Source organism: Sphingomonas degradans, assembly GCF_053502645.1.
The window spans coordinates 756126-774406 of record NZ_CP177172.1 but is presented as its reverse complement, the minus strand read 5'-3'; the positions used below and the strand labels follow the sequence as shown (position 1 = coordinate 774406).

The following is an 18281-nucleotide window of genomic DNA, read 5'->3' as shown; positions in this document are numbered from 1 at the left end:
GCGCTGCGGCGGCACCGGCCCACTCCCCCACCCGGCCACCCATAGAATACTGCCGTTGGGTGGCCGGGTGGGGGAGCGGGCCGGTGCCGCTCTGTTTCAGCCTCGCTGAAACAGCATCAAAAACACCCCCATCCCCTATGCTCAGAACTTGACGGTTGCGGTGAGCAGCGTCGTCGTTCCCGAATTGACGATGTCGGACACCGCCAGGCTCTTCTTCCCGATGTGCGCCCAATAGCTGTAGGTGTTGAACAGGTTCGCCACCGACAGGTCGAGCTTGAACGTCTTGGTCACTTCCAGCCCGGCGTGCAGGTCGATCCGGTTGATCGGGCGCACCCACACATCGTCCCAGGTCGAACCCTTGCCCAGCGTGTCGTAGACCGAGACATAGGCGCCGCTGTGCGTGTAGTTCACGTCGAAGCTGACCGGGCCGGCTTCGTAGAACAGCTGGACGTTCGCCAGCAGATCGGGCGCGTTCTGGATGCGATCCATGCGGGTGCCGTCGCCCAGCACGTCCACCTTGGTCCATTGCCGCGTGATGTTCGCGCCGATGCCCAGCCCGCTGAGCAGCCCCGGCAGCGCCGACAGCTTCTGCCGCGCGCTCGCCTCGATGCCATAGACGTCGCCCGAACCGCCATTTTGCGGCTTGAAGGTGATCGTCCCCGTCGTCACGCCCAGGTTGCTGCCCGTGACGATACCGGCACTGCTGCCATTGTCATAGATATAGTTGCGCAGCCGCTTGTAGAAGCCGGCGAGCATCAGGTGGCCGCCCTGGCCGAAATCCCATTCGCCCGACACGTCGACGTTGAGCGCGCGGATCGCCTTCAGGTCCGGATTGCCCTGCGTCACGGTGGTCACCCCGCCCGAGACGTTGGTGTTGGAACCACCGCCCAGCTGGAGGAACGGCGGCCGCACATAGCTGGTCCACACCGATGCGCGGTATACCGCGCTGCCGCTCGGGCGGTAGTTCACGGCGACGCTGGGGAGCAGCGCGTCGAACTTCGCCTTGTTGCTGGCGAACGCGCCCGTGCCGGTCACGCCGTTCAGCGTCGGCGTGACCCAGAAGGTGTTGTCGATGTCGGTGTGCTCATAGCGAACGCCGGGAATGACCTCGACATCGCCGAACTTGAACTGCGCCATCGCATAGGTGGCATAGACCTGCTCGGTCGCCTTTTGCGTGTTGCAGTTATAGCTGTTGATCGGGTTGCTGCCGCAGGTGTCGATCGTCGCATCGGTCGCGCCGCCCAGCTGGTTGAACAGGTCGAACAGCTTGCTCTGGTCGATCTCCGGCACGGCCCAGCCATAGCGGCCTGGCCATACGCTGGAATAGGTGTCCGAGATGATGCCCAGCGCGCCGAAGCTGGATGCCCCGCCATAGCCCGACACGGTATAGTCGCGGTTGGTGATCTCGCGCTTGCTCTTCTCGTAGCGGACGCCGCCCTTGATGAACTGGAGCGCGCTGTCGTCGAAGTCATAGCGCAGGTCCAGCTTGGCCCCGCCCTTCTTCTGCTCGCTGGTCTGCGGCGTATATTCGGGGGCACCGCCCGCGGCAGGCATGCCCGCAATGTTGTTCAGCGCCGAATAGATGTTCGAGGGAAGCAGCGGCGTGGGATAGCCGTCCTGGTAGCCGAACAGCGTCGATCCGCCGAACGCCAGCCCGTTCCCGGACGTGCCCAGCGTGCGCGCCGCAACTTCGATATGGTCGGGCCGCTCGTTGCTGCCCCAGCTGTAGAACAGGTTCGGCGCGATCGTCAGATTGCCCGCCTTGAACTCGCCGCCCAGCTGCGCGGTGCCCAGCGTGGCGAGCGCGGGGTTGGTCTCGTACCAGAAGCGCGTCGAGACGTTGCTCAGCACCGGCGCGTACAGCCCGTTGCCCAGCGGGGTGCCCGCCGAACCCGTCTTCTTGTCCATCGCGATGATCTGGGTCAGCGCGCTGTTCTGCTGCGTGTTCGCCTTGGCATAGGTGACGCGCGCATAGAGCGAGGTGTTGTCGTCGGGGCGCCAGTCGAACGCCGCGTTGCCGCCATAGCGCTCGGTATAGCCCGACGACATGCCGAAATTGGCGCCGGTCAGGATCAGGTTGGACGCGGGATCGAGGTTGCTCGGGTTCGAGCCGCCAGCGTTCTGGACGGCGAAATCATAGCCGAAATCGCAGCAGCCGGATGCCTGGATGCCGCCGACCAGGCTGTTGGCATAGTGGCGGATGTCATAGAAGCCGCTGACATACAGGCCGAATTGCTGCTCCGGCCCGAACTTGGTCGAAAGATCGCCGGCGAAATTATAGCCCAGGCCATCCTTGCCATAGGCGCGCGCACGGCTTTCCATCCGCCCGCCGATCGTCACCGATCCGCGCAGGTCGTCGCTATAGTCAAAGGCCGAGGGCGTGCGGAAATCGATCGTCCCGCCGATCGCATCGCCCAGCATGTCGGGCTGCGACGTCTTGTTGAGCACGATCGTCTGCAGGCCCGACGGCGGCAACAGGCTCAGCTGGACGCCGCGGCTGTACGGGTTGCCCTGCGCCACAGACACGCCGTTGATGAGGTTGAGGTTATATTCGGCGTTCAGGCCGCGCACCGACACGAACATGCCTTCGCCGCGCGAGGCGCCGTCGACGCCGCCGGCAAAGGCCGATCCGGTGTTCATCACGTTGATGCCGGGCAGCAGCCCCAGCGCTTCGGCGACGTTGTGGACGGCGGTGTGCGAAAGATCGTCGGCGGACAGCACGCTGGTGGTGTTGGCCGTGCGCATCTGAAGGTCGGTCGCTTCGTAGCGATTACCGACGACGACGATCTCGCCGGGCCCATCGCCCGAGCCGGCCTGCGCCGTGGAGTCCTGCGCGGGAGGCGTATCCTGGGCCAAGGCGATGCCCGGCGCGGCCAATCCCGCCAGCAGCATCGTTCCGGTGAGCAGCCGGACACGCGTCTTCAACCCGATCATATCAACCTCCCTTGCGCACCGGCATTGCGTCGGCGCTTTCGTTACGCACAGGGAATGCGATTGTCATTTATGTGTCAATATGCATTTTCTGTTCCTAGTTTTTTTGATTTGAATTTTCCATATTTTTTCTCGCAACTGCGGCACGCGGGACACAGTTTCGCACCCGTCCGGCAGGCTACGCCGCCGTTCGGCACCACGACTCGCTCCCGTTGGGTCAGCGTACGAAGATCGGATTCCCGACAAGCCACAGCGTCCCGTCGGCCCGCCGGACGTTGGCGCGGAACCAGCGCCGGACGGGGGGCAACGTCACCGCAATGTCGCCATCGCGCTCGACGATACCCGCCGACACGCTGCGGCCATCGACCACCATTTCGACCCGGCCTCCGACGACGCCCTCAACATGAACGCGCGCCTTGATCGCACCGCGCCCGCGCGCCGGCAGCGTTCCGCCCATCACCGCCACGTCGCCACCGCGCCGCGCCGACAGATCCAGCAGCCGCCCCCGCCCCTCGCTCAGGTCGATGAACACGCGCCCGCTGCGCAGCCCGGCAAGGATCGCTCCCTGTGAGAGATTGTCGGCGCGGATGACGGTCGCCAGGCTGCCGATCGGCGCCTGCGGACCGATGGGCGAATTGCCGCGATACTGGAGCGCGTCATGGTTGTCGCTGCCCGCCACGCCGACCAGCCGATATCCGCGATCGAGCAGCGCCTCCCAATGGCGCACCTGCTTTTCGATTGCCGCCTCGCGGTCGCCGGGGGTCTCCAGCGTCGATCCGCCGTTCACGGCCTCGATCGCGTCGATCAGCGTATAGTCGGTGTCCTTGGGTGCCCATCCGCAGCCTAGGCAATCCTCGCCGGTCGGGCGCGAGGGGTGGTTGATCGTCAGAAAGCCGCCGGTGGCATGCGCGCTGGCCAGCATCCGGTTCTGGGTCTCTGCGCCGGGCCGGCCCACATCGGTTTCGACAAAGCCCATATAGCCCAGCAGGTTCGCATGGCCGTCGCGCGTCGTGATTTCGCGTCCCGGCAGCAGCAACAGCGTGTCGAAATGCGGCTGGAGATAGCCCATCTCGATGAAGTGCGACGTCACGTTGTGATCGGTCAGCGCCACGAAATCCAGCCCGTGCGCGGCTGCCTCCTGGAACGTGTAGATGGGCGGACATCCCACCTCGCGTCCCGCCAGGCTGCGGCAGCGCGCGTCGCTCTGGCCGCTGTGCGAATGCAGGTCGCCGCGATACCATCCCGCCTCCGCGCGGATCGGGCGCGGGGAGAAGGCGACTTCGTCCAGATTGCTCTCGCGTGAGAACCAGATGCGCGCGTGCCACGCCGAACGCTCGCCGTCGCGGATGCTGGGCACCGTCATCAGCAGACGCCAGCGCCCCGCCGGGATCGGGCCGGGCACGAACGACGGCGTCGCAAAGGCATCGGCGATGGAGAATTCATATTTGGTGCCGCCGCCCCAGCCGCGAAAGCGCTGAGGATCGGCGACTCCCAGAGTGATGGTGGTGCCCCGGTCGCGTCCCTCGAACGTGAAGGCGACATGCACCTGTGCGGTGCCCTCCGGCACCTCGAACGGCACGTCGCGGGTGGTCGCCCGGTCCTTCCCCGCGATCACGCCGTCCAGCGCGACGTCCGCCGGACGCCCGAAGGCCACCGGCGGCGCGCCCGGATCGGCGGCGATGGCGGGCGATGCCGCCAGCATCAATATTGCCAGCAGGCATTGCCGCACCATCGTCATCGTCCTTACATCTTCAGCGTGAGGCTGAGCTGATACACGCTGCCGGTCTTCATATAACCGCCGTTGCGGTCGTTCGAGATATAGGTCTTTTCCTTGCCGACCGTCGCCCAATAGGTGTGCTGGTCCAGGATGTTGCGGCCCGAAATGCCGACTTCCAGATACGGTGTCACTTCATAGGCGAGGCCGAAGTTCAGTTCGCCGACCGGCTGGACATAGATGTCGGGCTGGCTGTCCTGCACCGTCGCGAGGATGCGGCCGGTATAGTTGTACCACAGGTTCGCCCGGATGCCGCCGCCGCCATAGAAGATCTCGGCATTGTAGATCAGGTCCGGCGCCTGGGGCAGGCTGGTGGTGCGCACGTCCGTCGCGGTGATGGCATAGGTCGCGCGCGTCTTCTGGTACGTCACGTTTCCGCCAACGCCCAGATTGCCGAGCACGCCGCCGCCGACCAGGTCGCCCAGCGTGAAGCGGCCCGAGAATTCGACGCCCTTTGCGTTGCCCGACTTGCCGTTCGCCGGCTGGACGGTGGTGACCTTGTTCACCGTCGTCCCGATCGAGCGGGTGCCGGTCGGCACGACGATGTTCTTCAGGTCCTTGTAATACAGCGCGAGCTGGAAATAGCGCCCCACCCCGCCATAATAGTCGATACCCGCGTCATAGCTCCACGCCTCGACCGGCTTCAGGTTCGGGTTCGGCTGGGTGATCGTGACGGTGCCGTCGCTCGCCGGCTCGCTGATCCGGGTCGGGCCTGCGATCTGGTCGAATGCCGGACGCGCATAGCTGGAGCGGATCGCGCCGCGCACGACGAACCGGTCGTCCGGGCGCCACGCCGCGAGCAGGCTGGGGTCGAAATGATCATAGTCGCGACCGGCGTTGACGAAACGCGCGCCGTTGACGTCGGACAGATAATAGCGCGCCGAGAAGCTGTTATCCTCATAATGCACGCCCGGCATCACTTCGAGCGTGCCGGCCTTCAGCGTCGCCGTGGCGTACAGCGTCTTGCGCTTCTCGTCGCCCTTCAGCAGCCCCTGGTTCAGCGTCGCCTGCGAGATCACCTGCGGCGTCACATATTGCGCCACCTGCTCGTCCAGCGTGCTGCGCGACAGCACCTTGATCGGACGCGGCGGATAGTAATCGAGGAAGCCGTTGATGACCGCGCCGCCATATTGCGCGATGCTCGGCCCCTGGACGGTGCCGGCCTGCAGCGGGGTCAGGAAGCGATAGCGGGTATTGTCGGGCGCCAGGCTGCGGCCGTCGCGATCCGAATCCTCGTACAGCCCGCCGACCGTCACCGACGACAGCACGCCCGCGCCTTCCCAGCCGATGCTGGCCTTCACCGTCTTCTTGGTCTCCGACAGATAGTCATAGCCCTGCTGGACATAGAGCTGGGTCGGACGGTCGAGCGACGAGATATAGGCCGAGGCACCCGACGACAGGATCGGACGCGGCGACTTCACGTTCGACAGGTCGACGACCACGCCTTCGGTCGCGGCGCCGGTGTTCCCGGCGGCGCCGTTATACGCCACGCCCCGGAACGCCGCCTCGATGCGGTTCGGCTGATCGAACCGGCCATCGGCATAGGCGCCCTCGATCGACGCAGTGAAGCTGTTCCAATGCGCCTTGGCGCCGATCTGCGCCGAGAACAGCTCCTGCTCGACGTCCTCGGTGCGGAAATAGCTGGCCGGGTTGATGCCGAGCGGAGTGTACACGCCCGCCGCGTTATAGGCGCCGCCATTGGGGTTGGTCTGGCCGCGCGTCAGCTCGTTGCGCAGGCCGGTCTGGTTCATCGTGTTGGTGTTCTTGTAGGTCGCATAATTGACCCGCGCGAACAGATCGACGGAATCGCTCTTGAAATCCAGCGAGCCGGTGGCGCCGTAGCGCTTGATTTCGTTGTTGTAGAAATTCCACTGCACGCCATCCGCCGCCAGCGCGCCGCCGGCCTCATACACCTGCCGCACGGTCTTGGTGGTCAGGTTGGCCGCCTTGTAATCATTCTGCACCGCCGTCGATTCCGCGGCATTGGCGCGGTTCTCGTAATAGGCGGCGACATAGACGCCGAACTGGTGGTCCGAACCGAAACGGCGGGCGGCGTCGACGCCGACTGCGGCGCCGGTGCCTTCCTGCTTGCGAGAACGCGCCAGGCTGGCGAGCTGGCCCAGCACGCGGCCGCGGGTGAAGTTGCCGCTGAAATCGAATGCGGTCGGCGTGCGCAGGTCGACGATGCCGGCGATGGCATCCGAATCCTTCGCGGCGCCCGGCGTCTTGTCCGCCGCGATCCCGCCGATCGCGAAGGGCGAGAACAGGTTGAGCGAAATCGCGCGCGACGATCCGGCGATCTGCGGCAGGCGCAGGCCGTCGAGCGTGTAGGCGTTGTAGCTGGTGTCGAAGCCGCGGATCGACACGAACTGCGCCTCGCCGGTCGCGCTCTGGTTGCGGCCCTGGTCACGGCTGACCGAGATGCCGGGAAGCTGCTTGGCAAGGTCGGCGGCGCTGGTCTGCGAACGGATCGCGATGTCGCCGGTGGTGACGATGTCGACCGTGCCCGTGGCGTCGCGCTCATCGTTCAGCGCGGTACGCTCGCGCTTGCCGTTGACGACGATGTCAGAGGTCAGGTCGGCATCCGAATATTCGGTCTGCTGGCCCGCCTGCGGCGCGTTCGTCTGTGCCCATGCCGGCGCAACCGCCCCCAATGACGCGCACGCCATCACGCCCGCCAGAAGGCGAGCCTTGCTCATACCCGATCGCATTTTGCTTCCCCGATTTCTTTTGTTCGACGTCCACGTCGAACGTCTCCCCGGGGCGCTAGGAAACATATGAGTAAGTTTTATGTCAATATGGAAATTTCATATTTCTGTAACAATGAAATTTCGTTCCATAATTTCAGCGACCTACGAAGCGTCCGCCGCAGGGGCCGCGCGTTTCGGCCCGGCGCTCGATTTTTTTTCATAGGCAAGGCCGACGACCAGCGCCTGCGCCACGCACAGCGACGCCGATAGCGAACGAAAGCCCCGCACCTCCGATTCGCGGACCAGCAGCGTCTGGTTCGCCAGCTTGGCGATCGGGCTGAGCAGGCTGTCCGAAATCGCCAGCACCTTCGCGCCCGCCGCCACGGCCGCCTCGACGGCGCTCACGGTCTCGACCGCATAGGAATGATAGCTGATGGCGATCAGCAGGTCGCGGCGCCCCATCGCGCGGAATTGCTGGAACGCCATGCCCCCTACCCCGTCGATCAGCATCGTCGGCTTGCCCGCCTGGGGAATGGCATAGGCAAGATAGGCGGCCACCGGAAAGGCGCGCCGCATTCCCGCCAGATGCACGACATTGGCGTCGCGGATCATCGCCACGGCATCGGCCAGCCCGGCATGGCCGATCGTCTCGCGCGCATTCTGCAGCGCCAGGATGTCGCCTTCGGTGAACTCGTCGATCAGCACGCCGACGCCATTTTCGGATACGGACTGGCTGACCGACGCGTTGAACTGGTGGACGCGCTCGCCATAGCCCAGCGCCGCGTTCTTCGCGAGCAGGCTCTCGCGCAACAGCTTCTGCATCGGCCCCGCGCCGGTAAAGCCCAGCGACTTGGCAAAGCGCACCACGGCGGACGGTTGCGCGCCCGAACGCTCCGCGATCACGGTCAGCGTCTGCAACGCCATGTCCTCGGGGTGGTCCAGCACATAGCGGGCGACATGCTGGAGCCGCTTGCTCAGCGAATCATAGCGCGAAAGGATCGCATCGCGCAGTTCGTCCCCGGTGGCAGGCAATCCTGCGGCATTCTCGGTCATCGGCGTCTCCCTGCGTTCCAGAATAGGAACGGGCGGCAAATTTGCAACGATCGTGTTTGGAATAGAAATTTCATATTGACTTGGAAGTGACATGAACTGTCTAATGCCCGGATCAAGCCAAGGCTGGGGGATTGCAACGACATGCTGCTGATCGAGGCACGCACGCGCACAGGAGCGCCGGCGACGTGGTGACGGCCGCCGCTACCACCCCCCTGCCCGACACCGCGCCAACTGCGCCGCGTCGCGGGCTCGGCCTGCCCGGCGCGCTGTCGGCCAACCTGCTCAACATGATCGGCATCGGCCCGTTCATCACCATCCCGCTCGCGCTCGCCGCGATGGGCGGGCCGCAGGCGCTGCTTGGCTGGCTGCTGGGCGCGATGCTGTGCCTGTTCGATGGCTTTGTCTGGGCCGAACTGGGTTCCACCCTGCCGCGTTCGGGCGGCCCGTTCCATTATCTGCGCGAGGCGTTCGGCCCGTCGAAGCTGGGGCGGCTGTTCGGATTCCTCTATCTTTGGCAGACGCTGCTGATCGGGCCGATGTCGATTGCATCGGGCACGGTCGGCCTCGCCCAATATGCCACCTATCTGGTGCCGTCGCTGACCGGATGGGGCATCGCCGCGCTCGCTGCGGGGGTTTGCCTGCTCAACACCGGACTGTTGTGGCGCGACGTGCGCTCGATCCAGCGGCTGTCGATCACGGTCAGCGTCATCGTCATCGGGGCGTGCCTGTGGATCATCCTGAGCGGCGCGATGCATTTCAACGCCGCGCGCGCGTTCGATTTTCCCGCCAATGCCTTTTCGCCGACGCACGGCTTCTGGATGGGGCTGGGCGCCGCCACGCTGATCGGCGTCTATGACTATGGCGGCTACAACAATGTGTGCATGCTGGGCGGCGAAGTGCGCGATGCACAACGCACCATCCCGCGCGCGGTGCTGCTGTCGATCCCGATCGTCGCAGCACTCTATGTCGGGCTGAACCTGGCGATCCTGGGCGTGCTGCCCTGGCGCGAGGCGATGCAGTCCAAGGCAGTGGTCGCCGAGTTCATGCAGGCGATCTATGGCCCGATCGGCGGCGTCACGGTGGCGATCCTGATCCTGATCGCCAGCTGGGGATCGGCGCTGGTCGTGCTGCTCGGCTATTCGCGCGTCCCCTACGCCGCCGCCGTCGAGGGCGAGTTCTTCGCCCCCTTTGCCCGGCTGCACAAAAAGGGCGGTTTCCCCGCGCTTTCGCTGCTGTTCATGGGCATCGCCTCCGCCATCGCGTGCATGGTGTCGCTCGACAATCTGATCGCGGTGCTGATCGTCATCCAGACGTTGTTCCAATATACCGCCCAGTGTTTCGCGGTGGTGATGCTGCGCCGGCGCAACCCGGTGGCGCAGCCGGGGCAGTTCCGCATGCCGCTCTACCCGCTGCCGGTGATCGTCACGCTGGCAGGCTGGCTGTACATCGTCGCGACGGGCAAGCCGATCCATATCCTCGCGGGCATCGCGATGATGGCGCTGGGCACCGGCGTATTCCTGGTGCTGTCCAAGCGCCGCGCAAGCTGGCCGTTCGAACGATGAGCGCACACTTCGACGTCGCGATCGTCGGCGAAATCTATATCGACCATGTGTTCAGCGGCTTCACCGCCTGGCCCCAGCCGGGCGAGGAAGTGACCACCGACGCCTATACCCGCGAAATGGGCGGCGGCGCGGCGGCGACGGCCTGCGGGCTGTCGCGGCTGGGGCGCTCCGTGGCGCTGGTCGGGCTGGTGGGGGCGGACGACCTGCCCTGGTTCACCGGGCGCCTTGCCGCCCATGGCATCTCGGCCAGCGGCCTGCGCGTCGGCGACGGCGCGACCGGCACGACGATCAGCGTCTCCACGGCCGAGGATCGCTCGTTCTTCACCCATATCGGCGTGAACCGCCAGATCGGCGCGCTGGCGGCCGGCGATGGGCTGGCGGTGCTGACCAGCGCCCGGCACGTCCATTTCGCGATGCCGCTGGCCCGCGCAGTGGCCGATATCGTGCTGCCCGCCCTGCACGATGCGGGGATCACTACCTCGCTCGACATGGGCTACCAGCCCGAATGGCTTTCGGACCCCGCCAATCGCTGGACGATGGCGGCGGTCGATCACCTGATTCCGAACGAGAAAGAGGCCGAGCTGCTGTGCGGCAGCACGGATATCGACGCCTATTTCGAGCGCGCCGCCGCGCTGGGCCTGGCGCATCCGATGCTCAAGCTGGGCGCGCGCGGTGCCGCCGCTCGCGAGCATGGCGAGACCGTCACCGTCACGCCCCCCTCCGTCACTGCCGTCGACGCAACCGGCGCCGGCGACGCATTCGACGCGGGCTTTATCGACGCGCTGCTCGACGGCGCCGACGCGCGTGGCCGGTTGCAGCGCGGCTGCATCACCGGCGCGCTGTCCACCCGCAAACCCGGCGCACTTGCCGCCATCCCCGATCGACTGGAACTCTGGAGCATCCATGACCGTACCTACTGACCGCAAGCTGACCCTGATCGGCGGCGGCGGCGTTCGCACGCCCCTGGTCACCTTTGGCGTGAACGACGCCGCAGAAGCGCTAGGCGCCCGCGAGCTGGTGCTTTGGGACCCCGACGCCGATCGCCTGGCGATCATGGCGGCGATGGGCCGCGCGATCGTCAAGGCAGAGGGCGGCAGCCTGATCGTGCGCGAAGCGACCTCGATCGAGGATGCAGTCGAAGGCGCCGCCTTCGTCATGAACTCGATCCGCGTCGGCGGCATCGCCGGCCGCGCGGCGGACGAGCGGATCACGATCGAGCACGGCTTTCCGGGTCAGGAGACGACCGGCCCGGCGGGCGCCGCGATGGCGCTGCGCACCGTGCCGATCGCGATCGAACAGGCCCGGCTGGTCGAACGGCTGAGCCCCGATGGCTGGATCGTCAACTTCACCAATCCGGCGGGCCTCATCACGCAGGCGATCGCCAACCACACCGGCGCCAAGATCGTCGGCATCTGCGACACGCCCACCGAGCTGTTTCACAACATCGCCCATGCGCTGGGCGCGACGCTGGCCGATGTCGAGTGCGACTATGTCGGGCTGAACCACCTCGGCTGGGTGCGCGGCATCCGCCTGCACGGCGAGGACGTGTTCGATCGCGTCCTGGGTGACGATGCGATCCTCGACAAACTCTATTCCGCGCCGGTGTTCGACAAGGCGATGATCCGCGCGCTGCGGCTGATCCCGACCGAATATCTGTTCTTCTATTACGAACGCCGCCGCGCGCTGGCCAACCAGTGCAAGCACGGCTCCAGCCGGGGCACCGAGGTCGAGGCGCTCAACGTCGAGCTTATCAAGACGCTGCGCGAGCGGCTGGGCGCCGATGACGGCCCCGGCGCGATCGCCGCCTATGCCGCGTACCTCAATCGCCGTTCGGGTTCGTACATGAAGTTGGAGGCGGAAGCCGGATCGGCGTTCGATCCCGAATCGACCTTCGACATCGATCCGTTCCGCGTCGCCAGCGGCTATCACCGCATCGCCATCGACGTGATGAGCGCGCTCACAGGCGCGCGGCCCGCGACGATCGTGGTCAACACCCGCAATCGCGGCGCGCTGCCCGACCTGACCGACCGCGACATCGTCGAGACCTCGTCGCGGATCGAGCGGGACAGCATCACTCCGCTGCCGATCGCGCCGCTGCCCGATCCGGCGATCGGGCTTGTCCACGGTATCAAGGCCTATGAACGCGCCGCGATCGAAGCGGCGCTGACCGGCGAGCGCCCGACCGCGCGCAAGGCGTTGCTGATCCACCCCGCCATCGGCGAATGGGACCCCACGGGCGCGCTGCTCCACGACCTGCTCGACCCGACCTGCGCCCATTGCTGAGAGAGCGGTGATCGTCCGCGCCCTCGCCCTCGCCCTTCTGCCGCTGCTCGGCGCCGCAACCACACCGGATGCGGCGCCGATCCTGCTCGCGGTCGATGCGCGCGACGTCGCCCACGGGATCGTGACAGTCACCGAGACGCTGCCCGACCGGCACGCCGGGCCGCTGACGCTGCGCTATCCGCGCTGGATACCGGGCACGCACCACGCATCGGGCCCCGTCGTCCGGCTCGCCGGATTGCGCTTCACCCAGAACGGCAGGCCCGTGGCGTGGGTGCGCGATCCGGTGGACCCGTACAGCTTTCACCTGACTCTGCCCGCGCGGGGCGCGCTGGTGGCGCAGTTCGCCTATCTCTCGCCGACCGACGGCGGACAGGGCGACGTGACGATGACTCCGGCGATGCAGATCCTGTCGTGGCACACGGTCTCGCTCTACCCCGCCGGCGTGCCCGCCGCCGCGCTACGGGTACGGGCCAGCGCGACGTTCCCGCAGGGCTGGCAATCGGCAAGCGCGCTGGGCCCGGAGGAGGGCGGCAACGTGGTGGCCTATCCCGAAACCGATTACGCCACGCTGGTCGATTCGCCGGTGCTCGCCGCACGCACGCTCCGCCGCGAAACGCTGGCCCCCGGCGTGCGGATCAACATCGCCGCCGACACCCCGGAACAGCTCTCCGCCACCCCCGAACAGATCGCGGCGCACCGCGAAATGGTGCGCCAGGCGCTGGCCGTATTCGGCAAGCCTCCGTTTCGCCGCTATGATTTCCTGTTCTGGCTGTCGGACACGATGGATGGCCAGGGCCTGGAACATCGCGCATCGTCGGAAAACGGCGTCCCTTCGGGCTATTTCACCGACTGGTCGCACATGGCGGCGCGGCGCAACCTGCTGGCGCATGAGTTCACCCATAGCTGGAACGGCAAGTTCCGCCGCCCCGCCGGCCTGCTCACTCCCGATTTCGCGACGCCGATGCAGGGCGAGTTGCTGTGGATGTACGAGGGCCAGACGCGGTTCTGGGACTATGTCCTCCAGACGCGCAGCGGACTGGTCGACCGGCAGGATACGCTGGACGGGCTGGCCCGGATTGTCGCCTATTACCAGTCCGCCCCCGCGTTCGACTGGCGAAGCATCGCCGACACCGCGAACGACGTGCTGATGCCCGGAGACCAGGGGCGCGGCTGGTCCGACTATCAGGGTTCGTCGGACTATTATGAGGCCGGCAAGCTGGTCTGGCTGGACATCGACCAGCTGATCCGCGCGCGCACCGGTAATGCCCGCTCGCTCGACGATTTCGCCGCCATCTTCTTTGCCGAGGGCAGCGCGGAGGCGCCGGTGTCCCCCTATCGCCTGGCGGACATCGTCGCGGCGCTGAACCGCGTGATGCCCTATGACTGGGCGGCGTATCTGCGCACGCATCTCTACACGACGACGCGCCCCCCGCTCGACTGGATCGCGCGCGGCGGATACCGGCTCGCCTTTGTCGATGCCCCGCCACCCTATTGGCAGTCGATCGAGCGCCGCGCAGGTGCCATGGACCTGCGCCATGCAATCGGCCTGTCGGTGGGCGCGGATGGCGGCGTGCGCGAAGTCGCGTGGGACGGCCCCGCCTATCGCGCAGGCATGGCGCCGGGCGCCACGATCCTCAAGGTCGCGGGCCAGCCCTTTACGCCCGAAGCCCTGCTGCGCGCGATCCGCGACGCCAAGGGCGGCACCCGGCCGATCGCATTGACCGTGCGCCAGTCTGGCGAGGTCCAAGCCGTACCAATCGCCTGGGCCGGCGGCCTGCGCTACCCGACGCTGGAGCGCATCGGCACCGGCCCCGCGGGGCTCGACCGGATGCTGGCGCCGCGGTGACCGGCCTCGCTTCCACACGACGCGGGTTCCTCGGCGGATCGGCGGCGGTCGGGCTGGCGGCGAGCGGGCTTCCCGTGCCGCTGCGCGCCGCCCCGGCGGCGGCGCCCACGGGCCCGCGCGAGACGCTGTCGCTCGATGGCGGCTGGCGCTTTCATGAAGGCGACATCCCCTTCCCCCCGATCCTCGACCATGAGGCTGCCTATGCCCATGCCAAGGCGGGCAATGCCGAAGGGGCAGCGGCGAGCGATTACGACGATAGCGATTGGCGCCGCGTCACCCTGCCCCACGACTGGGCGCTGGGCCAGCCGTTCGATCCTGCCGCCAATATCGACCAGGGATACCGGCGGCGCGGGATCGGCTGGTATCGACGCACCTTCGCGCTGGCGCCCGAGGACCGCACCCGCGCGCTCGAACTGCGCTTCGACGGGATCGCCACCCATGCGACGGTGTGGATCAACGGCACGCTGGCGCATCGCCAGTTCGGCGGCTTTACCGGCTTCACGATCGACCTGTCGCCCTTCGCGCTCTATGGCGACGACCTGAACACGCTGGCGATCCGGGTGGACGCCGACGCGACCGAAGGCTGGTGGTACGAAGGCGCCGGCATCTATCGCCACGTCTGGCTGACCAAGCGCGCGCCGGTGCATATCGTCAACGACGGCATCCATGCCGATCCGCGCCGCGACGCCACCGGGCAATGGCGCGTGCCGGTGACGGTGGTGCTCGCCAATCAAGGCAATGCCGCCACCGACCCGACGATCGACGTGCGACTGCTCGGCCCCGATGGCGCGCTGGCGGGCCATGCGGCGACAACGCTGACGATCCCAACGGCGGGCACCGCGACGGCCAGCCTGTCGCTGTCGGTCGAGGCCCCCGCGCTGTGGTCGCCCGACAGCCCCTCGCTCTACCGCGTGGAGACGCGCGTGGTGAGCAGCGGCACTTTGGTCGACGCAGTGGCCACGGCCATCGGCTTCCGCACGCTCCGCTTCGACGCCGACCAGGGCTTTTTCCTCAACGACCAGCCGCTGAAGATTCGCGGCGTGTGTGCGCATCAGGACCATGCCGGCGTCGGGGTCGCGGTGCCCGACAGCCTGTGGGATTTCCGCCTGCGCCGGCTGAAGGCAATGGGCGCAAACGCCTTGCGCGTTGCCCATAATCCCGCCGCGCCCGAACTGCTCGACGCCGCCGACCGGCTGGGTGTGATGATCCTCAACGAGCATCGCGAACTCAGCGCCGCCGCAGATACGCTGGAGCGGCTGGGCGCGCTGGTGCGGCGCGACCGCAATCATCCCAGCGTGATCCTGTGGTCGCTGTGCAACGAGGAATCGCTGCAATCGAGCGGGATCGGCGTGGCGATGGTCCGGCGGATGAAGGCCGTGGTCCGCGCGCTGGACGACAGCCGCCCGATCACTGCCGCGCTCAACGGCGCGATGTTCGCATCGCCCAACATCGCCACCGAGCTGGACGTGGTGGGCTTCAACTACGGCACCGCCCAGTTCGATCGCTTCCACGCCGCGCATCCCGGCCTGCCGCTGCTGAGTTCGGAGGATACCTCCGCCTATATGACGCGCGGCGCGCTCGCCACCGATCGCCCGGCGCATGTGCTGGCCGATGACGACAGCGAACATGCCGGCTGGGGGCTGACCCACCGTGCGGCATGGGCAGCGGTAGCGGATCGCCCGTTCATGGCGGGCGGGTTTTTCTGGACCGGCTTCGACTATCGCGGCGAGCCGACGCCGTTCGAATGGCCGAGCGTAGGGTCGTTCTTCGGCGCGATGGACCTGTGCGGCTTTGCCAAGAGCGCGTTCCACATCCGCCGCGCGCTGTGGAGCGACGCCGCGCCGGTGCTGGAGTTGTGGCCGCACTGGAACTGGCACGGTCGCGAGGGGCAGCCGATCCCGATGCTGGCGATCAGCAATGGCGATCGCATCGTGCTGCGGCTGAACGGGCGCGTCGTACTCGACCAGCCGATGGCGGGCGACGTGCTGGCCCGCGCGGCGATTCCCTATGCGCCGGGCGTGCTGGAGGCGATTGCCTATCGCCACGGCAAGCCGGTGGCGCATCGCCGGATCGAGACGACAGGCCCGGCGGTCGCGCTGCAACTCGTGCCCGATCGCGACACGCTGGCCGGGGACGGGCGCGATACCGTGCCGGTGACGGTGCAGGCGATCGACGCGAAGGGCCGCGCCGTGCCGATCGCGCAGGATGCGGTGCAGTTCCGCATTACCGGCGGCACGATCCTGGGCGTCGGCAATGGCGATCCCAACAGCCATGAAAGCGAGTTGCCCGAACCGGGCGGCGCTCGCGCGGCGCGGCGACTGTTCAACGGGCTGGCGCAGCTCCTGGTCCAGGCGCACGCTGTTGGGGCTGTGCTGGTGGAGGCGCGCGGCGATGGGCTGCGCCCCGCGACGCTGCGGCTGACGGCGACACCGGGCGCGCAGCCCGCCATCGCCCCGCTCGACGGTCGCCAGCAACTCACCGAATGGCGCGTCGCCCCGGCCAGCGCCACCCCGCCCCCGATGGGCCGCGCCATCGATGCCGGCGACATGAACAGCTGGGCCTGGCTCAAGCCCGGCGCGGTCGAACCGGGGAACCCTGCCGCGCGCTATGTCGTCTCCCGCCTCGCCTTCACGCCGCGCGCCGCCGTCGCCGCGCGTGGGGGACAGGTGCTGTTCGCCAGCCTGGCCGGGGCGGCGCGCGTCTGGCTCGACGGCAAGCAGGTTGCGGCGAAGGCCGATCCCGCCCCCGCCCGCCTCGCCCTGCCCCTGCCCGCCGGACCGGGCGCACACGTTCTGGAGATCCTGTTCGACACCGGCGGCACCACCGCCCCCTTTGGCCTGGCGGGCAGCGTGACTGTCCTGCCCGCCGCCTGACTCCTATCCCTTTACCGAAAGCGCCTCCTTGCCCTCTCTCTCCGCACGCCAACCCCGCCCGGCGCAGCACCGCGCAGCCCCTGTCGGGCTGGTCCATCTCGCGCTCGCCATGGGCGGCTTCGCGATCGGCACGACCGAATATGCGACGATGAGCCTGTTGCCGTTCTTCTCCGCCGGGCTCGGCATCGACGAGCCGACTGCGGGCCATGTCATCAGCGCCTATGCCCTCGGCGTCGTCATCGGCGCGCCGCTGCTGGCCGTGCTTGCCGCGCGTTGGAGCAGGCGGGCCGTGCTGATCGCGCTGATGCTGGTGTTCGGCATTGCCAATGCACTGAGCGCGCTGGCCCCCGATTACCCTTGGATGCTGTTCTTCCGCTTTCTCAGCGGGCTGCCCCACGGGGCCTATTTCGGCATGGCGTCGCTCGTCGCCGCCTCGCTGGTCCCGCATGAAAAGCGCACCCAGGCAGTAGCGCGGGTGATGCTGGGCCTTACCGTCGCGACGATCATCGGCGTGCCGTTCACCAACTGGATCGGGCAGGCGCTGGGCTGGCGCTGGGGCTTTGGCGTGGTGGCGCTGATCGCGCTGGCAACCGCCACGCTGGTCGCGCTGGTCGCCCCGCACGACCGCCCGGACTCAGACGCCAACCCGCTGGCCGAGCTGCGCGTGCTGCGCCGGGGCCAGCTGTGGCTGACGCTGGGCATCGGCGCGATCGGCTATGGCGGACAGTTTTGCGTCTATACCTATCTCGCCTCGACGCTGCTGGAGGTGACGCGCGTCCCCGCGACGATGGTGCCGGTGGCGCTCGCCGTGTTCGGCACCGGAATGACGCTGGGCAATTTGATCGCCCCGCGCTTCGCCGATCGGGCGCTGATGCCGACGGCGGGCGTGCTGCTGGTGTGGAGCGTGGTGGCACTGGCAATCTATCCCTTTGCCATCGGCCATCTCTGGTCGATCCTGCTCGTGGTGCTGGCGATCGGCATCGGCGGCGCGCTGGGCACCGTGCTACAGACCCGGCTGATGGACATTGCGCGCGAGGGCCAGGGGCTGGCGGCGGCGCTCAACCATTCGGCGTTCAACACCGCCAACGCGATCGGCCCCTGGGCCGGCGGCTTAGCGATCGCGGCGGGGCTCGGCTGGCAATCGGTCGGCTGGGTCGGATCGGGGCTGGCGCTGGGCGGGCTGCTGCTATGGGGCGCGGCGGTGCTGACGTCGCGGGATTAACCCGCCACCGCGCGTGCAAATCGCACCGGGCGCGCCTATCTTGGCGG

The 18281-nt window shown here is 67.5% G+C and carries 10 protein-coding genes; 6 read left to right on the top strand and 4 right to left on the bottom strand.

The genetic code is table 11. The features are described from left to right. Nucleotides 1–141: 141 nt before the first annotated feature. The 4 genes from ACG3SL_RS03585 to ACG3SL_RS03570 form a co-directional block, all read right to left on the bottom strand. Complete coding sequence (locus ACG3SL_RS03585; RefSeq protein WP_448663771.1) at nt 142–2934, bottom strand: TonB-dependent receptor; 2793 nt, start codon at nt 2932–2934, stop codon at nt 142–144. Between the two features lie 214 nt (nt 2935–3148). Continuing rightward, the gene (locus ACG3SL_RS03580) at nt 3149–4669 is read right to left on the bottom strand and encodes a CehA/McbA family metallohydrolase (RefSeq protein WP_448663770.1); all 1521 of its coding nucleotides are present in this window, start codon (nt 4667–4669) and stop codon (nt 3149–3151) included. Nucleotides 4670–4674: 5 nt separating this feature from the next. Continuing rightward, complete coding sequence (locus tag ACG3SL_RS03575; RefSeq protein WP_448663769.1) at nt 4675–7404, bottom strand: TonB-dependent receptor; 2730 nt, start codon at nt 7402–7404, stop codon at nt 4675–4677. A 153-nt stretch (nt 7405–7557) separates the two neighbouring features. Next, a complete protein-coding gene (locus ACG3SL_RS03570; RefSeq protein WP_448663768.1) occupies nt 7558–8448 on the bottom strand; it encodes a MurR/RpiR family transcriptional regulator in 891 nt (296 codons plus the stop codon). Nucleotides 8449–8636: 188 nt separating this feature from the next. Between ACG3SL_RS03570 and ACG3SL_RS03565 the strand changes: the two genes are divergently transcribed. The 6 genes from ACG3SL_RS03565 (at nt 8637) to ACG3SL_RS03540 (ending at nt 18234) form a co-directional block, all read left to right on the top strand. Next, entirely contained in the window at nt 8637–10010 is a 1374-nt protein-coding gene (locus ACG3SL_RS03565; protein ID WP_448663767.1) for an APC family permease, read from the top strand. Then, complete coding sequence (locus tag ACG3SL_RS03560; RefSeq protein WP_448663766.1) at nt 10007–10930, top strand: carbohydrate kinase family protein; 924 nt, start codon at nt 10007–10009, stop codon at nt 10928–10930. The genes ACG3SL_RS03565 and ACG3SL_RS03560 overlap by 4 nt, the downstream gene beginning before the upstream one ends. Continuing rightward, nucleotides 10914–12293, top strand: coding sequence for a family 4 glycosyl hydrolase (locus ACG3SL_RS03555; RefSeq protein WP_448663765.1), 1380 nt, complete (start codon nt 10914–10916; stop codon nt 12291–12293). The genes ACG3SL_RS03560 and ACG3SL_RS03555 overlap by 17 nt, the downstream gene beginning before the upstream one ends. 7 nt (nt 12294–12300) lie before the next feature. After that, on the top strand, nt 12301–14139 hold the full coding sequence (locus ACG3SL_RS03550; protein ID WP_448663764.1) for a M61 family metallopeptidase: 1839 nt from the start codon (nt 12301–12303) through the stop codon (nt 14137–14139). After that, nucleotides 14136–17012, top strand: a complete 2877-nt coding sequence (gene galA, locus ACG3SL_RS03545) for a beta-galactosidase GalA (RefSeq protein WP_448663763.1) — start codon at nt 14136–14138, stop codon at nt 17010–17012. Before ACG3SL_RS03550 ends, galA begins: the two co-directional genes overlap by 4 nt. 109 nt (nt 17013–17121) lie before the next feature. Beyond that, nucleotides 17122–18234, top strand: coding sequence for an MFS transporter (locus ACG3SL_RS03540; RefSeq protein ID WP_448665055.1), 1113 nt, complete (start codon nt 17122–17124; stop codon nt 18232–18234). Nucleotides 18235–18281: the final 47 nt, after the last annotated feature.

Excerpts from the sequence above, each read along its gene's own strand:
- ACG3SL_RS03585 (WP_448663771.1), bottom strand. The coding sequence starts at position 2,934 with ATGATCGGGTTGAAGACGCGTGTCCGGCTGCTCACCGGAACGATGCTG.
- ACG3SL_RS03580 (WP_448663770.1), bottom strand. The coding sequence starts at position 4,669 with ATGACGATGGTGCGGCAATGCCTGCTGGCAATATTGATGCTGGCGGCA.
- ACG3SL_RS03575 (WP_448663769.1), bottom strand. The coding sequence starts at position 7,404 with ATGAGCAAGGCTCGCCTTCTGGCGGGCGTGATGGCGTGCGCGTCATTG.
- ACG3SL_RS03570 (WP_448663768.1), bottom strand. The coding sequence starts at position 8,448 with ATGACCGAGAATGCCGCAGGATTGCCTGCCACCGGGGACGAACTGCGC.
- ACG3SL_RS03560 (WP_448663766.1), top strand. The coding sequence starts at position 10,007 with ATGAGCGCACACTTCGACGTCGCGATCGTCGGCGAAATCTATATCGAC.
- ACG3SL_RS03555 (WP_448663765.1), top strand. The coding sequence starts at position 10,914 with ATGACCGTACCTACTGACCGCAAGCTGACCCTGATCGGCGGCGGCGGC.
- ACG3SL_RS03540 (WP_448665055.1), top strand. The coding sequence starts at position 17,122 with ATGGGCGGCTTCGCGATCGGCACGACCGAATATGCGACGATGAGCCTG.